Raw genomic sequence first — 18,184 nt, forward strand, 5'->3', positions numbered from 1 at the left:
AGATTAGCTTTGCGCATGCAGAGGTGCAACCGGGTGCAACCCTTTTTGTTCAGGAAATTTTCGATCGTGATCGGGAAAAAAATACACCGCCGACGGATTGCGCTCCGCCTTGGTGCGTTTGCTTCTGAGATCGGCTGTTCTTGCTCCGAAAAGGAGCAAAAACAGGCTGTTTTCCGCAAAACATATCCAGGTGCAACTTATTCTCACGAAACTGGTTGCACCTTATTTGCTTTGTTGAATAGCATTCGCGCCCAAGGTGCAACCACCTCAACGAGTCGGTTCATCGGCTGACGGCTTTCCTGGGGAAACGTCAGTCATAAATGCGCGGCACGCAGCTACGTCTACCTACTTCCAGTGGGTGGCCGTCTGACAGACCGCTGCTACATAAAAACAAAGCCAGGGCGTCACTCTTATGAGCGTTAGTAATCCAACCCTGATCACGTTCGTGATCTACATCGCAGCAATGGTGCTGATCGGCTTCATGGCCTATCGCTCCACCAACAACCTTTCCGATTACATCCTGGGCGGTCGCAGCCTCGGTAGCGTGGTGACTGCCTTGTCGGCCGGCGCTTCCGACATGAGCGGCTGGTTGTTGATGGGCCTGCCGGGCGCGATCTACATGTCTGGCCTGTCGGAAAGCTGGATCGCCATCGGCCTGATCGTCGGTGCCTACCTCAACTGGCTGTTCGTTGCCGGTCGCCTGCGGGTCCAGACCGAACACAACGGCGACGCCCTGACCCTGCCGGATTACTTCTCCAGCCGTTTCGAAGACAAGAGCGGCCTGCTGCGGATCATCTCCGCCGTGGTGATCCTGGTGTTCTTCACCATTTACTGCGCTTCCGGCATCGTCGCCGGTGCCCGCCTGTTTGAAAGCACCTTCGGCATGTCCTACGAGACTGCGCTGTGGGCCGGTGCTGCAGCGACCATTGCCTACACCTTCGTCGGTGGTTTCCTGGCAGTGAGCTGGACCGACACCGTACAAGCCACGCTGATGATTTTCGCGCTGATCCTCACGCCGATCATCGTGCTGCTGGCCACCGGTGGCGTCGACACCACGTTCCTGGCCATCGAAGCCAAGAACCCTGACAACTTCAACATGCTGAAAAATACCACCTTCATCGGCATCATCTCGCTGATGGGCTGGGGCCTGGGTTACTTCGGCCAGCCGCACATCCTCGCGCGTTTCATGGCGGCGGACTCGGTGAAGTCGATCGCCAATGCGCGTCGCATCTCCATGACCTGGATGATTCTGTGCCTGGGCGGCACCGTGGCGGTGGGTTTCTTCGGTATTGCCTACTTCTCGGCGCACCCGGAAGTTGCGGGCCCGGTCAACGAGAACCACGAGCGTGTGTTCATCGAACTGGCCAAGCTGCTGTTCAACCCGTGGATTGCCGGGGTACTGCTGTCGGCCATCCTGGCGGCGGTGATGAGCACCTTGAGCTGCCAACTGCTGGTGTGCTCCAGCGCCCTGACCGAAGACTTCTACAAGACCTTCCTGCGCAAAAACGCCTCCCAGCTTGAGCTGGTATGGGTCGGTCGCCTGATGGTGCTGGTGGTTGCACTGATCGCCATCGCCATGGCGGCCAACCCGGAAAACCGCGTACTGGGCCTGGTGAGCTACGCCTGGGCCGGCTTCGGCGCCGCGTTTGGTCCTGTGGTGCTGATCTCGGTGATCTGGAAAGGCATGACCCGCAACGGCGCACTGGCCGGTATCCTGGTTGGCGCGATCACTGTGATTGTGTGGAAACACTTCGAACTGCTGGGTCTGTACGAAATCATCCCAGGCTTCATCTTTGCCAGCCTGGCGATCTACTTCGTGAGCAAGATGGGCGCACCGACTGCCGGTATGGTCGAGCGTTTTGATGCTGCGGAAAAAGACTACAACCTCAATAAGTAATTCGCTGGGTGTTTAGCGCCAAGTGAGTTGAAAGAAAGGCCCGCGTCCTACGGATTGCGGGCCTTTTTTTGCGTGCGTTTTACGTCGGTCCGAAGAGGATTCAGACGCGTCTGTGTAGGGCTTTACTGATTTAGCGGCGACCTGCTCAGCCAGGGGGAGCCGTGATGCAGAATCGGTCCTCCACACCTAGCAGAGAAACACCGGATGTTCGCTCCTGCCAATCAAAGCGCCTTCACCCTGACCCTCGATGGGGAGCCCAGTGAATTCCAGGTCCACGGGTTCATGGGAGATGAATTCATCAGCCTGCCTTTTCGCTTTGACCTTGAGTTGGTCAGCGAACAGTCCGATCAAGACCTTGAGAGGCTGCTACACCGCCAAGCGTTCCTGGGGTTTGACGCCCATGGTCATGGGATTCATGGCCTGGTGTATCGGGTGGCGCAGGGCGATTCGGGCAGACGCCTTACCCGTTACCAGATCACTCTGGTGCCGCAGTTGGCTTATCTGGAACACAGCACCCATCAGCGGATTTTTCAGAAGAAAACGGTGCCCGAGATCATTGCGCAGGTATTGGAGGCTCAGGCTATCCAAAGTGATGCCTTTGCGTTTCAACTGAGCGGCAAGTATCCGCAGCGTGAATACTGTGCTCAGTTCGGTGAAACCGATCTGGAGTTCATTCAGCGCCTATGTGCCGAATCGGGCATTCACTATCACTTCCAGCACAACCCTGAGCGACACCTGATGGTGTTTGGCGACGATCAAAGTGTTTTTGCGCAGCCTGATCAATCCACGCCGTATTCGCCTGGTACCGGGATGGTTGCCGACGAGCCGGCGATCAAGCGCTTTATGCTGCGGCTGAAGACGCGTACCACTGGCGTGAGCCTGCGGGACTACGATTTCCAGAAGCCGGGCCTGACGTTGGAAAGCGAAGCATCCAGTCGGCTGCGGCCCTCCCTGGATGACCAGCGCTACCCTGGGCATTTCACGGATCGTGAGCGTGGCAAGTACTTGGCGCAACGACTGCTGGAGCGTCATCGCAGCGATTACTGTCAGGCCAGTGGCGCTAGCGACCAGCCGGCGTTGGTGACAGGGCAGTTCTTGAAGATGACTGGGCACCCGCGTCAGGAATGGAATGATTTATGGCTGGTTACCCAGTTGCACCATGTAGGGCACCAACCTCAGGTGCTTGAGGAGTCTGTGGGCGATGAGTCGCCTCAAGGCTACAGCAATGACTTTGTTGTAACGCCCTGGGACGTAGCGTTTCGAACACCTCTGATTATGTCTCGGCCTCAAATAGCGGGTTACCAGAACGCAGTGGTGACCGGCCCTGCCGACAGCGAAATCCATTGCGACGAATACGGTCGGGTCAAGGTGCAATTGGCGTGGGATCGCGATGGCGAACACAACGACCATTCCAGCTGTTGGCTGCGGGTTGCCAGCGGCTGGGCGCATGATCGTTATGGGGCGGTATTGATCCCTCGGGTGGGTATGGAAGTGCTGGTGGGCTTCGTCAACGGCGACATGGATATGCCGCTGGTCATGGGCTGCCTGCCCAATGCGGCCACCCAGACTCCCCTCGATTTGCCGGCCGACAAGACCCGCAGCATCTTTCGCAGCCAGAGCAGCCCTGGAGGGGGTGGCTACAACGAGCTGCGCATCGAGGACCGCAAGGGGGCCGAGGAAATCTACCTGCGCGCCCAGCGGGATTGGACGCAGCACGTGCTGCATGACCTTCGGGTAAAGGTGGACGGTGAGTCGCATCACGAACTGCAAGGCGAGGAGCAGCGCATCATCCATGGCAACCGTCTGACCGACCTGAAGCAAGACGACCACTTGATGGTGGGCGGCTCACGGCAGGTTAGGGCAGGGCAGACCATCCAGATAGGCGCGGGGCAAAGCGTTGTGATCGAGGGCGGCGCAACCGTCACGATTCAGGCGGGCGGGCAGTCGATCACGCTGTCTGCGGGCGGGATTTTCAGCAGTGTGCCGATCCAGCTTGGCAGTGCGCCCGCTGCTACTGCAGCGCCGTTAACGCCTGGACTGAAGGAAACATTGCTGGCGGTGATCCCCGCTCCGCTCAGCCGCGTGCAAGTGGCCAGCCTGAAGCGCAGCGCGCCGTTTTGCGAGGAATGCGAGCGTTGCAAAAACGGCCAGTGCGGCCCCATCTGACTTTTAAAGGGACTTACGAAGATGCAGCAACCTATGTTGCCTGGTGAACAGATGTTTGCAGTGCTGGGCGCTGCCAGCGACGCCAAACCCCTTGACGCTTGGCGGGCGCTCGCCGCCGGGGGCCCCCTGCACCCCGTTTGGGCCGGCACGGCCTATGCGGCATGGGACGAGGTCATGCCCTATGTAGGCATCGTCGAGCCGGGCAGTCCTTTCCTGGAATGGGCCGCCTCCACTGATGCCACGGATTGGGGGTGGTTGGCCCTATCGACCCACCCGCTAGTAACCGTGATTGCACACCTGCAAGGGCTGACCAAGGTGTACCTGCCCGATGGCCAGGAAGTGTTCTTACGGTTCTGGGATGGTGCTCAATTCCTGCCGATTCTTCAGCAGGCGGGCGATGAGCTATTGCCGGTTTTCCAGCGCTACGTGATCAACGGCCAGTCGCTGACTGTCGCCACCGGCCCAGTCACTGCCGCCAAAGCGAGCCCGTGGTGGCGAGTGCCTGCGCCGTTACTGCAACATCTGGCCGAGCAATCGCCGCAAACCCTGATCGATAACCTCCTGCAAGGGCTCGAAGAGCAGCGCCCCGACCTCCACACCGCGTTTATTCCGACGACCTTGCGGCACAAGGTCGCCTACTTCACGCGCCGCCGCGACGTCAGCCATCAGGGTTTGGCGGACTATCTGGCTTCAGAGTTGAGTTGAACCCAGCGCGCCCCTTCGACTTAAGCGCCGCCCGGCACACCGCACTGCACCAACGCCCGCGTAAAAGGTAAACTTCGCCCCCTGCGCAGGAGCAACCATGAATTATCGTCACGCCTTTCACGCCGGCAACCACGCCGATGTCTTCAAACACCTGACCTTGACCCGCCTCATCGCCCTGATGTCGCGCAAGGAGCAGCCGTTCGCCTACCTCGACACCCACGCCGGGATTGGCCTGTACGACCTGCAGGGCGACCAGGCCAACCGTACGGGTGAATACCTGGAAGGCATTGCGCGCCTGTGGGGCGAAAGCGACCTGCTGCCGTTGACCGATGATTACATGCGCGTGCTGCATGAGATGAACCCGGACGGCCAGTTGCGTTACTACCCCGGCTCGCCGGAACTGGCGCGACGCCTTACCCGCCCCCAGGACCGCGTGCTGCTCAATGAAAAACACCCGGAAGACGGCGTGCTGCTCAAGGACAACATGAAGGGTGATCGTCGGGTGAAGGTTCACCTGGGCGAAGGCTGGCATGTGCCGCGTGCCTTGTTGCCGGTGCCGGAAAAGCGCGCATTGATGCTGATCGATCCGCCGTTCGAAAAACTCGACGAGATGCAACGCTGCGCCGCTTCCCTCAAGGAAGCCGTGAGCCGCATGCGCCAGACCGTCGCCGCCATCTGGTACCCGGTGAAAGATCAACGCCTGTTGCGCCGTTTCTACCAGGACCTGGCCGGCACCGGTGCGCCGAAGTTGCTGCGTGTGGAATTGCTGGTGCATCCGCTGGACACACCCAACACCCTGACGGGCTCGGGCCTGGCGATTGCCAACCCGCCGTGGGGCTTGGAGGAGGAGTTGCGCGAGCTGCTGCCGTGGTTGTCCAAGCAGCTGGGTCAGACCCAGGGCGGGTGGCAGATGGATTGGTTGATCGCTGAGTAAATAGTTGCCTGTCAGGACACTATCGCGGGATTGCCCGCGATGCTTTTGGCCTTAGATCGGGCAGGTCACGCCCGTGCCGCCAATCCCGCAATACCCCTGCGGATTCTTCGCCAGGTATTGCTGGTGGTACGCCTCGGCAAAATACACCGTCGGCGCTTCTTCGATCTCGGTGGTGATCGCACCCAGGCCAGCCTTGGTCAACTCACCCTGATAAGCCTCGGCGCTCGCCTGCGCTGCCGCCAGTTGCTCCGGCGTGGTCGCATAGATCACTGAGCGGTACTGGCTGCCGATGTCGTTGCCTTGGCGCATGCCCTGGGTCGGGTTGTGCAGTTCCCAGAACATCTTAAGCAGGTCTTCGTATTTCACCTTGGCCTGGTCATACACCACCAACACCACTTCGCTGTGGCCGGTCAGGCCCGAGCAGACTTCTTCGTAGGTCGGGTTCGGCGTATAGCCGCCGGCGTAACCGACCACGGTGCTGACCACGCCATCGCGCTGCCAGAACCGGCGCTCCGCACCCCAGAAGCAGCCCAGGCCAAAGATCGCAAAACCGACGTCGTCCAGGAATGGACCCAGTAGCGGGTTGCCGTTGACGAAATGCGTCTCCGGCAGGTTCATCGGGGTTTCACGGCCAGGCAGAGCTTGTTCTTGAGTGGGCAGCACGTTTTTGTTCACCAGAATTTCCGAGCGCAAGACCATGATCAGTCCTCTCGTCAGGTTGAGTTAGCGGTAAAGATTCAGACAGCCAGTGTGCCCGAGTGTTACGGCGCTGTCAGGCGATTGGCCCGCGCGGGTAGCGTTTGAGCATCGCCAGCAGCTCTGCACCGGGGATCGGCCGGTCAAACAGGTAACCCTGGCCAACATCGCAACGGTGCCGGCGCAGGAACGCCAGTTGTTCGGCGGTCTCGATGCCTTCGGCCACGACCTTGAGCTTGAGGTTGTGGGCCATGGCGATCACGGCCGAGGTGATTTCCATGTCGTCCTGGTTATCCGGGATTTCGTGGATGAAGCTGCGATCGATCTTGATGATGTCGATGGGGAATTTTTTCAGGTAACTCAGCGACGAGTAGCCGGTGCCGAAGTCGTCCATGGCCAGGGTCAGGCCAAAGCTTTTCAGTTGATCAAGCTGCAGGCGTGTGTCTTCGGTGGCTTCCAGCAGCAGGCCTTCGGTGAGTTCCAGCTCCAGCAGGTTGGCCGGCAGCTGTTCTTCCTTGAGGATCGCGGCAATCGAGGCCACCAGGTCCGGGTCGGAGAACTGCTTGGGCGACAGGTTGATCGCCACCTGCAAGTTGCCCATGCCGCCGGCGCTCAGTTGCTTGCTCATGCGGCAGGCCTGGCGGGCGATCCATTTGCCGATGGGGATGATCAGGCCGGTCTCTTCCGCCACGCTGATGAATTGGTCCGGGCGGATCATGCCCTTTTCCGGATGGTTCCAGCGCAGCAGCGCTTCCATGCCCAGCAGGCGGCCGCTGCGCAGGCACAGCTTGGGCTGGTAGAACACGTCCAGCTCGTTCTGGGTGAGGGCGCGGCGCAGGTTGTTCTCGACGAATAGCTTGTAGCTGGCTTCGGCGTTCAGCGCTTCGGTAAACACTTGGACCTGATGCTTACCGTTGGCCTTGGCCTTGTGCAAGGCCAGGCCGGCGTTGCGCATCAGGGTCTGCGGGTCGCGGCCATGCAGCGGCGCGCAGGCCAGGCCCACGGAACCGGTGACGCTGATCAATTGGTTGTCGACGAACATCGGTTTGTCGAGCGTCGCCAACAACTGGCTGGCAACCTGCTGGCCGCTCTCCAGGTCGGTGTCATCGAGCAGCACCGCGAATTCGTTACTGGCAAACCGCGCCAGGCTACCACCGGCACTCAGGCTGTTGCGCAAACGCCGCGCGAGGCTGATCAGCAGCTTGTCGCCGGTCTGATGGCCAAGGCTGTCGTTGATGCGCTTGAAGTTGTCGATGTCCACCAGCAACAGGCTGATCGGGCTGTCGCTGTCGCGGGCAAAGCGTTCGTCGAGGTTGCGGATGAACGCCGGGCGGTTGCCCAGGTTGGTCAGGTTGTCGGTGTAGGCCAGGCGCTCGATGCGCTGCTGGGCCAGCTTGGTCTGGGTGATGTCTTCGTAGATGCCGATGTAGTGGGTCAACTCGCGGTTGTCGCCATACACCTTGGAGATCGACAGCTGGCCCCAGTAGGGTTCGAGGTTTTTGCGCCGGCTCTTGAATTCACCCTGCCAGCTGTTGCTCTTGGCCAGGCTCGACGGCGCATCGAACAGCAATTCACTGAGGTTTTCCAGCGCCGGCAACTGGGCCAGGCGGTGGCCGTGGACCTCTTCGGCGCTGTACTGGGTGATCGCGGTAAAGCTCGGGTTGACGTACTCGACTATGCCGTCGCAATTGACCAGCAGAAAGGCGTTGGCACTTTGCTCCACGGCGCGCTGGAACAGGTGCAGGGCGCTGGTCGCGGTACGGCGGTTGTGGTTGTTGATGACCTGCGCGAACTGATCGGCCAGCTCGCCGGCAAAGGCGATTTCGTCAGCCTGCCAGGCGCGGGTGCTGCCGCTTTGTTCCAGGCACAGCACGCCCACCACATGGCCGTCGACGCGAATGCTCGCGTCGAGCATGGCGTGAATGTCTTTGTCGCGCAGGCTGTCGGCCATTTCCCGGGTGCGTGGATCGCGCAGCGCATTGGTGGCGTCGATCGCCCGGCTGCTGTGCAAGGCTTCCAGGTAGTCCGGGAAGCAGCTGGCATCGATGGATTCAGGCAGGTGGTGCTGCTCGTCGGCGCGGTGGTAGGCCGAGATCGGCACCAGGCGCTGACCTTCGAGGTTCCAGATGCTGGCGCAGTCAATCTGGTAGATATCACAGGCACTGCGGGTGATCAGCTCGGCGGCTTCTTGCAGCGAATTGTTAGCTGTGTAGCGCTGGCGGGCCAGCAGCAGGATCAGCTCCTGCTGGGCGCGCACCCGCTCCAGGTGCTGCAATTGTTCCTGCTGGGCGCGCTGGTTGAGCTCCAGGGCGATCTGCAGGCGGCTGTTCTGGTTCTCCAGGTCTGCCGTCGGGGCAGCGGTGGGAATCTCGCTGAACAGGCCGTCGACCACCATCAAGTAACCGCGCAGCAGGTGGCGATTGTGTTGTTTGTAGGCCTCGCCCATCTCCAGCAGGCTCAGCGGCCCGTCGCTGGTGTGCAGGGTGTAGCGCACCAGGTAATGCGGGCTCTGGGTCAGTTGCTGCTGGATGGTGTCGTGCAGTTGATAGCGTGCCTGGGGCTCCATCAGGCTGGCGTAGGGCGTGCCGATCAAGGCACACAGCTCGACCGCCGGCAGGCCGAATTGGCGTTCGCAATTGGGGTCGAGGTAAAGGAGGGCCCAGCTTGCCTCATTCAGCCGCTCGAAACGCAGCATACCGAGGCGCGAAGGCACCGGTAACTGCGTCACTACCTCGGCCGCCATACGGGCGACATCGGGTTGGCTTTTCATGGGGGAAACTCACTTGAAATTACGCGCACGGCGCCGGGCTCACGCCCTCTTTTCTGTTGCCTGCGGCAAGGTTGCATCATGCGGCGCGGGCTGACAAGAGAGGATGAAGGCTAAGTGCTATAAGGGTGTTATCGGCCGCGAAAGGGATTTCTGCAATCGGGGTGATGGAAGGTGTACAAGCCTGTTTTTGTTGTCCAACAAACCGGCAAAAAAAGCCCCGCCAAGTGGCGGGGTTGAGGTACGAGCGTGGCGCTCGAAAATCGGTGCAACCAGGCCTCCCGGGTGAACGGGAGGCCTGTTCGTGCTTACAGCAGGATGGTGCGGATGTCGTTCAGCAACTGGCTCAGACGCTGGGTGAAGCGAGCCGCAGCAGCGCCGTTGATCACACGGTGATCGTAGGAAAGCGACAGCGGCAGCATCAGCTTCGGCTGGAACGCTTTACCGTCCCACACAGGCTGGATGGTGGCCTTGGACACGCCCAGGATCGCCACCTCCGGCGCATTGACGATTGGCGTGAAGCCAGTGCCGCCAATGTGGCCGAGGCTGGAGATGGTGAAGCACGCGCCCTGCATGTCGTCCGGGGTGAGCTTCTTGTCGCGGGCCTTGGCAGCCAGTGCAGCGGCTTCGGCAGCGAGTTGCAGCAGGCTCTTCTGGTCGACGTTCTTGATGACCGGTACCAGCAGGCCATCCGGGGTGTCGACGGCAAAGCCGATATGCACGTACTTCTTACGGATGATTGCCTTGCCGCTTGGCGCCAGCGAAGCGTTGAAGTCCGGCAGTTCCTTGAGCAGGTGCGCGCAGGCCTTGAGCAGCAGTGGCAGCACGGTCAGTTTCACGCCGGCTTTTTCGGCCACGGCTTTCTGCGCAACGCGGAAAGCTTCCAGGTCGGTGATGTCGGCCTGGTCGAACTGAGTCACGTGCGGGATGTTCAGCCAGCTGGCGTGCAGACCGGCCGCGCCGATTTGCATCAGGCGGGTCATCGGCACTTCTTCGATTTCACCGAAGCGGCTGAAGTCCACGGTACGGATCGGCGGAATGCCCGAACCACCGGTAGCGCCGCCAGCAGCCGGAGCTTCCTTGGCTTTCTGCATCATGGCCTTGACGTAGACCTGCACGTCTTCCTTCAGCACGCGACCGTGAGGGCCGGTGGCCGACACAGCGTTCAGCTCAACGCCGAACTCACGGGCCAGCTGACGCACGGCAGGGCCAGCGTGAACCTTGGCACCGCTTGGCGCAGGTGCGGCAGCAGCAGGGGCCGGTGCGGCCTCGGCTTTTGCAGCAGGTGCAGGCGCAGTAGCCGGTGCGGCTTCAGCCTTGGCGGCGGGAGCGGCGGCCGGGGCCGGCGCAGCAGCAGGTGCAGCGCCTTGTACTTTCAGCTTGAGGATGAAGTCGCCAGTGCCGACTTCGTCTTCCAGCTTGACCGCGATGCTTTCCACTACGCCAGCAGCCGGCGAAGGGATTTCCATGGAGGCCTTGTCGGACTCCAGGGTGATCAGCGACTGGTCGGCTTCGACGGTGTCGCCGACCTTGACCAGCAGCTCGATGATCTTGGCCTTGCCCGACGAACCGATGTCCGGCACGTGGATATCCTGGACGCTGGCGGCGGCAGGTGCAGCAGCCGGGGCCGGAGCGGCCTCGGCAGCCGGCTTTTCAGCAGCGGGCGCAGGTGCAGCAGCGGCAGCAGGCGCTGCCGCAGGGGCCGCATCAGCGGCACCTTCGATTTCCAGTTCCAGCAGTTCGTCGCCTTCTTTCAGGCGGTCGCCCAGCTTCACTTTCAGGCTCTTGACCACGCCGGCCTTGGGGGCAGGGATTTCCATGCTCGCCTTGTCCGATTCCAGGGTCAGGATGCTCTGGTCGGCTTCGACGGTGTCGCCGACCTTCACAAACAGCTCGATTACTTCACCTTCACCGCTGCCGATGTCAGGTACGCGAATGAGTTCGCTCACAAAAAATCTCCTCAGCAGTCCAGTGGGTTGCGTTTTTCCGGGTTGATCCCGAACTTGACGATAGCGTCTGCCACCACCTTAGGTTCGATCTCACCACGGTCAGCCAAGGCTTCCAGGGCTGCCAACACCACGAAGTGACGGTCAACTTCGAAGAAGTGACGCAGCTTCTTGCGGCTGTCACTGCGACCGAAACCGTCGGTGCCCAGGACTTTGAATTCCTTGGACGGGACCCACTGGCGAATTTGTTCAGCAAACAGTTTCATGTAGTCGGTCGAAGCGATCACCGGACCTTTACGGCCATTCAGGCACTCTTCAACGAAGGTGAGCTGTGGCTTCTGGCCAGGGTGCAGGCGGTTGTGACGCTCTACGGCCAGGCCATCGCGACGCAGTTCGTTGAAGCTGGTAACGCTCCACACGTCAGCGCCGACGTTGAACTCGTCACGCAGGATCTTCGCCGCTTCACGCACTTCGCGCAGGATGGTGCCGGAGCCCATCAGCTGTACGTGGTGCGCTGCTTCCTTGGTGTCTTCTTCGAGCAGGTACATGCCCTTGATGATGCCTTCTTCCACGCCAGCCGGCATTGCAGGCTGCTGGTAGGACTCGTTCATCACGGTGATGTAGTAGAAAACGTCCTGCTGCTCTTCGGTCATCTTCTTCATGCCGTCCTGGATGATCACCGCCAGCTCATAGCCGTAGGTTGGATCAAAGGTGCGGCAGTTCGGGATGGTGGCAGCCAGGATGTGGCTGTGACCGTCTTCGTGTTGCAGGCCTTCGCCGTTCAGCGTGGTCCGGCCAGCGGTACCGCCGATCAGGAAGCCACGGGTACGGCTGTCGCCTGCTGCCCACGCCAAGTCGCCAATACGTTGGAAGCCGAACATCGAGTAGAAGATGTAGAACGGCAGCATCGGCTGGTTGTGGCTGGAGTACGAAGTACCGGCAGCGATGAAGGAGCTCATGGCGCCCGCTTCGTTGATGCCTTCTTCGAGGATCTGGCCCTTCTTGTCTTCCTTGTAGAACATCACCTGGTCTTTATCGACTGGCTCGTAGAGCTGGCCGACGGAGGAGTAGATGCCCAACTGACGGAACATGCCTTCCATACCGAAGGTACGGGCCTCGTCCGGGATGATCGGAACGATGCGCGGGCCGATTTCCTTGTCCTTGACCAGTTGCGCCAGGATGCGCACGAAAGCCATGGTGGTGGAGATTTCACGGTCGCCCGAGCCGTCGAGGATAGCCTTGAGGGTGCTCAGGTCTGGCGTCGGTACGCTGAAGCTGTTGGCGCGACGCTGAGGCACGAAACCACCCAGTGCGGCGCGACGTTCGGCCAGGTAGCGGGCTTCGGCGCTGTTCGGCTCCGGCTTGAAGAACGGCAGGTTCTCCAGCTCTTCGTCCTTGACCGGGATGTCGAAGCGGTCGCGGAACAACTTCAGGCTGTCGACATCGACTTTCTTGGTGTTGTGCGCAGTGTTCTTCGCTTCGCCGGCACCGGTGCCATAACCCTTGATGGTCTTGGCCAGGATGACGGTCGGTTGTTCTTTGTGGTTGACCGCTTCGTGGTACGCCGCGTAGACCTTGTACGGGTCGTGGCCGCCACGGTTGAGTTTCCAGATTTCGTCGTCGGACAGGTCTGCAACCATTGCCTTGAGTTCAGGCGTGTTGAAGAAGTGTTCACGCACGAACGCGCCGTCTTTGGCTTTGTAGTTCTGGTACTCGCCGTCGATGACTTCGTCCATGCGACGTTGCAGGATGCCGTCGACGTCCTTGGCCAGCAGTGGGTCCCAGAAACGGCCCCAGATGACTTTGGTCACGTTCCACTGAGCACCGCGGAACACGCCTTCGAGTTCCTGGATGATCTTGCCGTTGCCGCGAACCGGGCCGTCGAGGCGCTGCAGGTTGCAGTTGATGACGAAGATCAGGTTGTCCAGCTTCTCGCGGCCAGCCAGGGAGATGGCGCCCAGGGATTCCGGCTCGTCACACTCGCCGTCGCCCAGGAAGCACCAGACTTTCTGCTTGCCTTCAGGGATGAAGCCACGGGCTTCCAGGTACTTCATGAAGCGCGCCTGGTAGATCGCCTGGATCGGACCCAGACCCATGGAAACGGTCGGGAACTGCCAGAAATCAGGCATCAGCCAAGGGTGCGGGTACGACGACAGGCCGTTACCGTCCACTTCCTGGCGGAAGTTGTTCATGTGTTCTTCGGTGATGCGGCCTTCCATGAACGCACGGGCGTAAACGCCTGGAGAAGTGTGGCCCTGGAAGTAGATCAGGTCGCCGCCGTGTTCGTCGGTCGGGGCCTGGAAGAAGTAGTTGAAGCCGATGTCATACAGGGTTGCGCTGGATGCGAAGCTGGAGATGTGACCGCCCAGGTCCGAATCTTTCAAGTTCGTGCGCATTACCATCGCCATGGCGTTCCAACGTACCAGCGAGCGAATGCGGCGTTCCATGAACAGGTCGCCAGGCATGCGTGCTTCGTGGGTAACAGGGATGGTGTTGCGGTATGGCGTAGTGATGGCGTAAGGCAGTTGCGAGCCGCTGCGGGTCGCGAGTTCGCCCATACGGGTCATCAGGTAGTGAGCACGGTCTTCGCCTTCTTTGTCGAGAACCGATTCCAGGGCGTCCAGCCATTCCTGGGTTTCGACGGGATCGAGGTCTTGCATGGCTTGCTCCAGGGCGGAAAGGCTACCAGAATCGGTTGCCTGAAGTTTGCGACTGGCCTTGTGGGCAGACGACATAAATTCTTGGATGGCCGAAGGTTGCTTCGGCGTCCTGTAGTTTTACTACAAATCGTCGGCCATTTCAGCCTTTCGAATGTATATACGAGTAGTAAAACTACACAAGACTGAGCGTATGGCTCGGTCTGGCTGGTGAGCATAATCGTTATTGTTGATCTTTTGCGAACAAGAAAAGGTGAATGTTTGATGTTGGCTGCCAAAATGAAATTAATTTCAGCTATTTCTAACCTTTGTTCGACAGTCCTTCATAGAGCGTGGTTCTTGCGTTCACAGCCACACGCCATTTACGCGCCGAACAAGGATAGACCATGAGCCTTCCAACACTCGCCGAACTACCGGCGATTCTCTTGCCAAAAGCCCAGCGGGCCGAGCAGTCATTTCGTGACGCAGTGGCCGCGCTGGACGACGATCATGGACTTTCTGCGTGGACGCCGCAACGGTGGGCCGACTTCACCCGCGTGTGCGCGGCCAGTGATTTCGTCATTGAACAGAGTGTTCGTGACCCTTTGATGTTGCTCGAACTGGTGGCCTGGGGCGAGTTGGACCGTGGTTTCGCCCCTGATGAGCTGTGCGGGCAAATGGCTGGCGCCGTGCAACAAGCCGAAACAGAAGATGAGCTGGGACGTGTGCTGCGTCGCCAGCGTACGCGCCAGCAGGTGCGCATCATCTGGCGCGACCTGACCCGCCAGGCGGACCTGGTGCAAACCTGCCGCGACCTCTCCGACATGGCCGACGCCAGCATCGACCAGGCCTACCAATGGCTGTACCAACGCCACTGCGTGCAGTTCGGCACGCCCACCGGCCGGCGCAGCGGCGAGCCGCAGCACATGGTGATCCTGGGCATGGGCAAGCTCGGCGCGGTGGAGCTGAACCTGTCGTCGGATATCGACCTGATCTTCGCTTACCCCGAGGGCGGCGAAACGGTGGGTGTCAAACGCTCCCTGGACAACCAGGAGTTTTTCATCCGCCTGGGTCAAAAGCTGATCAAGGCCCTCGACCCGATGACCGTCGACGGCTTTGTGTTCCGCGTCGACATGCGCCTGCGGCCTTACGGTTCAGCGGGTGCGCTGGTGCTCAGTTTCAATGCGCTGGAGCAGTACTACCAGGACCAGGGCCGCGACTGGGAACGCTACGCCATGATCAAGGCGCGCGTGGTGGCTGGCGATCAGGTGGCGGGTGCGCAGTTGCTGGACATGCTGCGACCGTTTGTCTATCGCCGCTACCTGGACTTCTCCGCCATCGAAGCGCTGCGCACCATGAAGCAGTTGATCCAGCAGGAAGTGCGGCGCAAGGGCATGGCCGACAACATCAAGCTGGGCTCGGGCGGTATCCGTGAAGTGGAATTCATCGCCCAGGCCTTCCAACTGATCCACGGCGGTCGTGACCTGAGCCTGCAACAGCGGCCGTTGCTCAAAGTGCTCGGTACGCTGGAAGGCCAGGGCTACCTGCCGCCGGCGGTGATCGCCGAATTGCGCAATGGCTACGAATTCCTGCGCTACACCGAACACGCGATCCAGGCGATTGCCGACCGGCAGACGCAAATGCTCCCGGACGGCCCGGAAGACCAGGCGCGCATAGCCTTTATGTTGGGCTTTGCCGACTGGACCGCCTTCCACGAGCGGCTGATGTACTGGCGCGGTCGGGTGGATTGGCATTTCCGCCAGGTGATTGCCGATCCTGACGAAGAAGAGGGCGAAGAAAGCGAGTTGGTGGTGGGCGGTGAGTGGTTGCCGCTGTGGGAAGAATCCCAAGATGAAGAAGCGGCTTGCCGCCAATTGGCTGAAGGCGGCTTTACTGATGCGACCAAGGCGCTCAAGGCGTTGGCCGGCCTGCGCAGCAGCCCGCAATTGCGCGCCATGCAGCGTTTGGGGCGTGAGCGGCTGGATGCATTTATTCCACGCCTGCTCGCCCAGGCGGTCGAGCACACCAACCCGGACCTGGTGCTGGAGCGCGTGCTGCCATTGGTCGAAGCCGTCGCGCGGCGTTCCGCTTATCTGGTGCTGCTCACGGAAAACCCTGACGCCCTGCGTCGCCTGTTGACCCTGTGCGCCGCCAGCCCGTGGATCGCTGAGCAGATCACCCGCTTCCCGCTACTGCTCGACGAGCTGCTCAACGAAGGCCGTCTGTTCAAGCCACCCTTGGCGCCTGAATTGGCCGCCGAGTTGCGCGAGCGTCTGACGCGCATCCCGGAAGACGACCTTGAGCAACAGATGGAAGCCCTGCGTCACTTCAAGCTGGCCCACCGCCTGCGCGTGGCCGCTTCGGAAATCGCTGGCAGCCTGCCGCTGATGAAAGTCAGTGACTACCTCACTTGGCTTGCTGAGGCCATCCTCGAACAAGTATTGGCCTTGGCCTGGCGCCAGACCGTGGCGCGCCATGGCTCGCCGCAACGCGTGGACGGCACCCTGTGCGATCCTGGGTTCATCATTGTCGGTTATGGGAAAGTCGGCGGGATCGAACTGGGGCATGGTTCGGACCTGGACCTGGTGTTTATCCACGATGGCGATCCACAAGCGGAAACCGATGGCGCCAAGCCGATCGACGGGGCGCAGTTCTTTACGCGCCTGGGCCAGCGCATCATTCACTTGCTGACCACGCAGACCAACTCCGGCCAGCTGTACGAAGTCGACATGCGCCTGCGGCCTTCCGGCGCGTCCGGTTTGCTGGTGAGCTCGCTGGGTGCGTTTGACCGCTATCAACAAAATGAAGCCTGGACCTGGGAGCATCAGGCCTTGATTCGCGCGCGGGTGCTGGTGGGCAGCCAGGATGTGGGCCAGGCGTTCGAGCAGGTTCGTGCCAAAGTGCTGGGGCAGCAACGCGATCTGGCGAAGCTGCGCCAGGAGGTCAGCGAGATGCGTGCCAAGATGCGTGACAACCTGGGCACCAAGACCACGGCGGCCGGCACCGGCGCCAATGCCTTCGAGGCCACGGCGGCGTTCGACCTCAAGCAGGACGCCGGAGGTATCGTCGATATTGAATTTATGGTGCAATACGCGGCTTTGGCGTGGTCTGCGCAACATCCATCGTTGCTGCGCTACACCGACAATATCCGCATTCTGGAAGGCCTGGAGCAGGTGGGCTTGATGCCTGCCGCCGATGCCCATCTATTGCGCGAGGTGTATAAGGCCTACCGTTCCGCCGCGCACCGCCAGGCCTTGCAAAATGAGGCCGGCACGGTGGCCGGGGATCAGTTCGCCGACGAACGGCGCCAGGTGATGCGAATCTGGCGAGAGCTGGGGTTGAGCTGAAACACTATTAGGGCGGGGAGGCATAAGCCTCCCCGCATCGTTTGTGGAAACTACATGAATATTCTGATCGTTGGGCCCAGTTGGGTCGGTGACATGGTGATGGCGCAGACACTGTTCCAGTGCCTGCGTATGCGCTACCCGGACTGCCAGATCGACGTACTTGCCCCTGAGTGGAGCCGGCCGATCCTCGAACGCATGCCGCAAGTGCGCAAGGCCCTGAGCTTTCCGCTCGGCCATGGCGCGCTGGAGCTGGCGACCCGCCGTCGCATCGGTAAATCCCTGGCGGGCGAATACGACCAGGCGATCCTGCTGCCCAATTCGCTCAAGTCGGCGTTGGTGCCGTATTTCGCCGGTATCCCCAAGCGCACCGGTTGGCGTGGCGAATTCCGCTACGTGTTGCTCAATGACGTGCGCACCCTGGACAAAGCCCGCTATCCGCTGATGATCGAGCGCTTCATGGCCCTGGCCTACGAGCCGGGGGCCGAGTTGCCCACGCCGTATCCGCGTCCGAGTTTGCAGATTGATCCGGTGAGCCGTGACGCCGCCCTGGCCAAGTTCGGCCTGGAACTCGACCGTCCTGTCCTGGCGCTGTGCCCCGGCGCCGAGTTTGGTGAGTCTAAGCGCTGGCCGTCGGAGCACTACGCCAAGGTCGCCGAGGCGAAGATCCGCGAAGGCTGGCAGGTCTGGTTGTTTGGTTCGAAGAAAGACCATCCGGTGGGCGAAGACATTCGCCAGCGCCTGATTCCGGGCCTGCGTGAAGAGGCGGTCAACCTCAGTGGTGACACGTCCTTGGCCGAAGCCATCGACCTGCTGTCCTGCGCCGACTCGGTAGTGTCCAACGACTCCGGCCTGATGCACGTCGCCGCCGCGCTGAACCGCCCGCTGGTGGCGGTGTACGGTTCCACATCGCCGGGCTTCACGCCGCCGTTGGCCGACAAGGTCGAAGTGGTGCGCCTGGGCCTGGAGTGCAGCCCGTGTTTTGATCGCACCTGCCGTTTCGGTCACTACAACTGCATGCGCCAGTTGCTGCCGCAGCCGGTGAACGAAGCCTTGCAGCGGTTGCAGAGCTCTGCGGTCGAGGTCCGATAGT

10 protein-coding genes are annotated in these 18,184 nt (G+C 60.9%); 6 read left to right on the forward strand and 4 right to left on the reverse strand.

Going from position 1 to position 18,184, the window contains the following annotated elements; genetic code table 11:
- The first annotated feature begins 412 nt into the window (after positions 1–412).
- The 4 genes from putP (at position 413) to AYR47_RS09470 (ending at position 5,702) form a co-directional block, all read left to right on the forward strand.
- Positions 413–1,897: a sodium/proline symporter PutP gene (gene putP, locus AYR47_RS09455; RefSeq protein WP_033897796.1), complete on the forward strand. Its 1,485-nt coding sequence runs from the start codon at positions 413–415 to the stop codon at positions 1,895–1,897.
- 204 nt (positions 1,898–2,101) lie between these two features.
- Positions 2,102–4,063, forward strand: coding sequence for a type VI secretion system Vgr family protein (locus tag AYR47_RS09460; RefSeq protein WP_061435030.1), 1,962 nt, complete (start codon positions 2,102–2,104; stop codon positions 4,061–4,063).
- Positions 4,064–4,084: 21 nt separating this feature from the next.
- Positions 4,085–4,768, forward strand: coding sequence for a DUF4123 domain-containing protein (locus tag AYR47_RS09465; RefSeq protein WP_061435032.1), 684 nt, complete (start codon positions 4,085–4,087; stop codon positions 4,766–4,768).
- A gap of 97 nt (positions 4,769–4,865) precedes the next feature.
- Complete coding sequence (locus AYR47_RS09470) at positions 4,866–5,702, forward strand: 23S rRNA (adenine(2030)-N(6))-methyltransferase RlmJ (RefSeq protein ID WP_061435034.1); 837 nt, start codon at positions 4,866–4,868, stop codon at positions 5,700–5,702.
- Between the two features lie 51 nt (positions 5,703–5,753).
- Here AYR47_RS09470 and msrA read toward each other — a convergent pair whose 3' ends face one another.
- The 4 genes from msrA to aceE form a co-directional block, all read right to left on the reverse strand.
- Entirely contained in the window at positions 5,754–6,401 is a 648-nt protein-coding gene (gene msrA / locus AYR47_RS09475; protein WP_061435036.1) for a peptide-methionine (S)-S-oxide reductase MsrA, read from the reverse strand.
- Positions 6,402–6,474: 73 nt separating this feature from the next.
- Positions 6,475–9,168, reverse strand: coding sequence for a putative bifunctional diguanylate cyclase/phosphodiesterase (locus AYR47_RS09480; protein WP_061435038.1), 2,694 nt, complete (start codon positions 9,166–9,168; stop codon positions 6,475–6,477).
- 305 nt (positions 9,169–9,473) lie between these two features.
- Complete coding sequence (aceF, locus tag AYR47_RS09485; RefSeq protein WP_061435040.1) at positions 9,474–11,114, reverse strand: dihydrolipoyllysine-residue acetyltransferase; 1,641 nt, start codon at positions 11,112–11,114, stop codon at positions 9,474–9,476.
- Between the two features lie 11 nt (positions 11,115–11,125).
- Positions 11,126–13,771 carry a pyruvate dehydrogenase (acetyl-transferring), homodimeric type gene (gene aceE, locus AYR47_RS09490; RefSeq protein WP_033897804.1) on the reverse strand — a complete coding sequence of 882 codons (2,646 nt, stop codon included), beginning with the start codon at positions 13,769–13,771 and terminating at the stop codon, positions 11,126–11,128.
- A 383-nt stretch (positions 13,772–14,154) separates the two neighbouring features.
- Here aceE and glnE point away from each other — a divergent pair, with 383 nt between their 5' ends.
- Together glnE and waaF are read left to right on the forward strand one after the other, a co-directional pair.
- Entirely contained in the window at positions 14,155–17,094 is a 2,940-nt protein-coding gene (gene glnE / locus AYR47_RS09495; protein WP_061435042.1) for a bifunctional [glutamate--ammonia ligase]-adenylyl-L-tyrosine phosphorylase/[glutamate--ammonia-ligase] adenylyltransferase, read from the forward strand.
- 54 nt (positions 17,095–17,148) lie between these two features.
- The gene (waaF, locus tag AYR47_RS09500; protein WP_033897809.1) at positions 17,149–18,183 is read left to right on the forward strand and encodes a lipopolysaccharide heptosyltransferase II; all 1,035 of its coding nucleotides are present in this window, start codon (positions 17,149–17,151) and stop codon (positions 18,181–18,183) included.
- The last annotated feature ends 1 nt before the right edge of the window (position 18,184 follow it).

Origin of the sequence: Pseudomonas azotoformans (genome assembly GCF_001579805.1) — a bacterium.
Lineage (GTDB): Bacteria > Pseudomonadota > Gammaproteobacteria > Pseudomonadales > Pseudomonadaceae > Aquipseudomonas > Aquipseudomonas azotoformans_A.

Excerpts from the sequence above, each read along its gene's own strand:
- AYR47_RS09460 (WP_061435030.1), top strand. The coding sequence starts at position 2,102 with ATGTTCGCTCCTGCCAATCAAAGCGCCTTCACCCTGACCCTCGATGGG.
- waaF (WP_033897809.1), top strand. The coding sequence starts at position 17,149 with ATGAATATTCTGATCGTTGGGCCCAGTTGGGTCGGTGACATGGTGATG.
- AYR47_RS09465 (WP_061435032.1), top strand. The coding sequence starts at position 4,085 with ATGCAGCAACCTATGTTGCCTGGTGAACAGATGTTTGCAGTGCTGGGC.
- msrA (WP_061435036.1), bottom strand. The coding sequence starts at position 6,401 with ATGGTCTTGCGCTCGGAAATTCTGGTGAACAAAAACGTGCTGCCCACT.
- putP (WP_033897796.1), top strand. The coding sequence starts at position 413 with ATGAGCGTTAGTAATCCAACCCTGATCACGTTCGTGATCTACATCGCA.
- AYR47_RS09480 (WP_061435038.1), bottom strand. The coding sequence starts at position 9,168 with ATGAAAAGCCAACCCGATGTCGCCCGTATGGCGGCCGAGGTAGTGACG.
- AYR47_RS09470 (WP_061435034.1), top strand. The coding sequence starts at position 4,866 with ATGAATTATCGTCACGCCTTTCACGCCGGCAACCACGCCGATGTCTTC.
- glnE (WP_061435042.1), top strand. The coding sequence starts at position 14,155 with ATGAGCCTTCCAACACTCGCCGAACTACCGGCGATTCTCTTGCCAAAA.
- aceE (WP_033897804.1), bottom strand. The coding sequence starts at position 13,771 with ATGCAAGACCTCGATCCCGTCGAAACCCAGGAATGGCTGGACGCCCTG.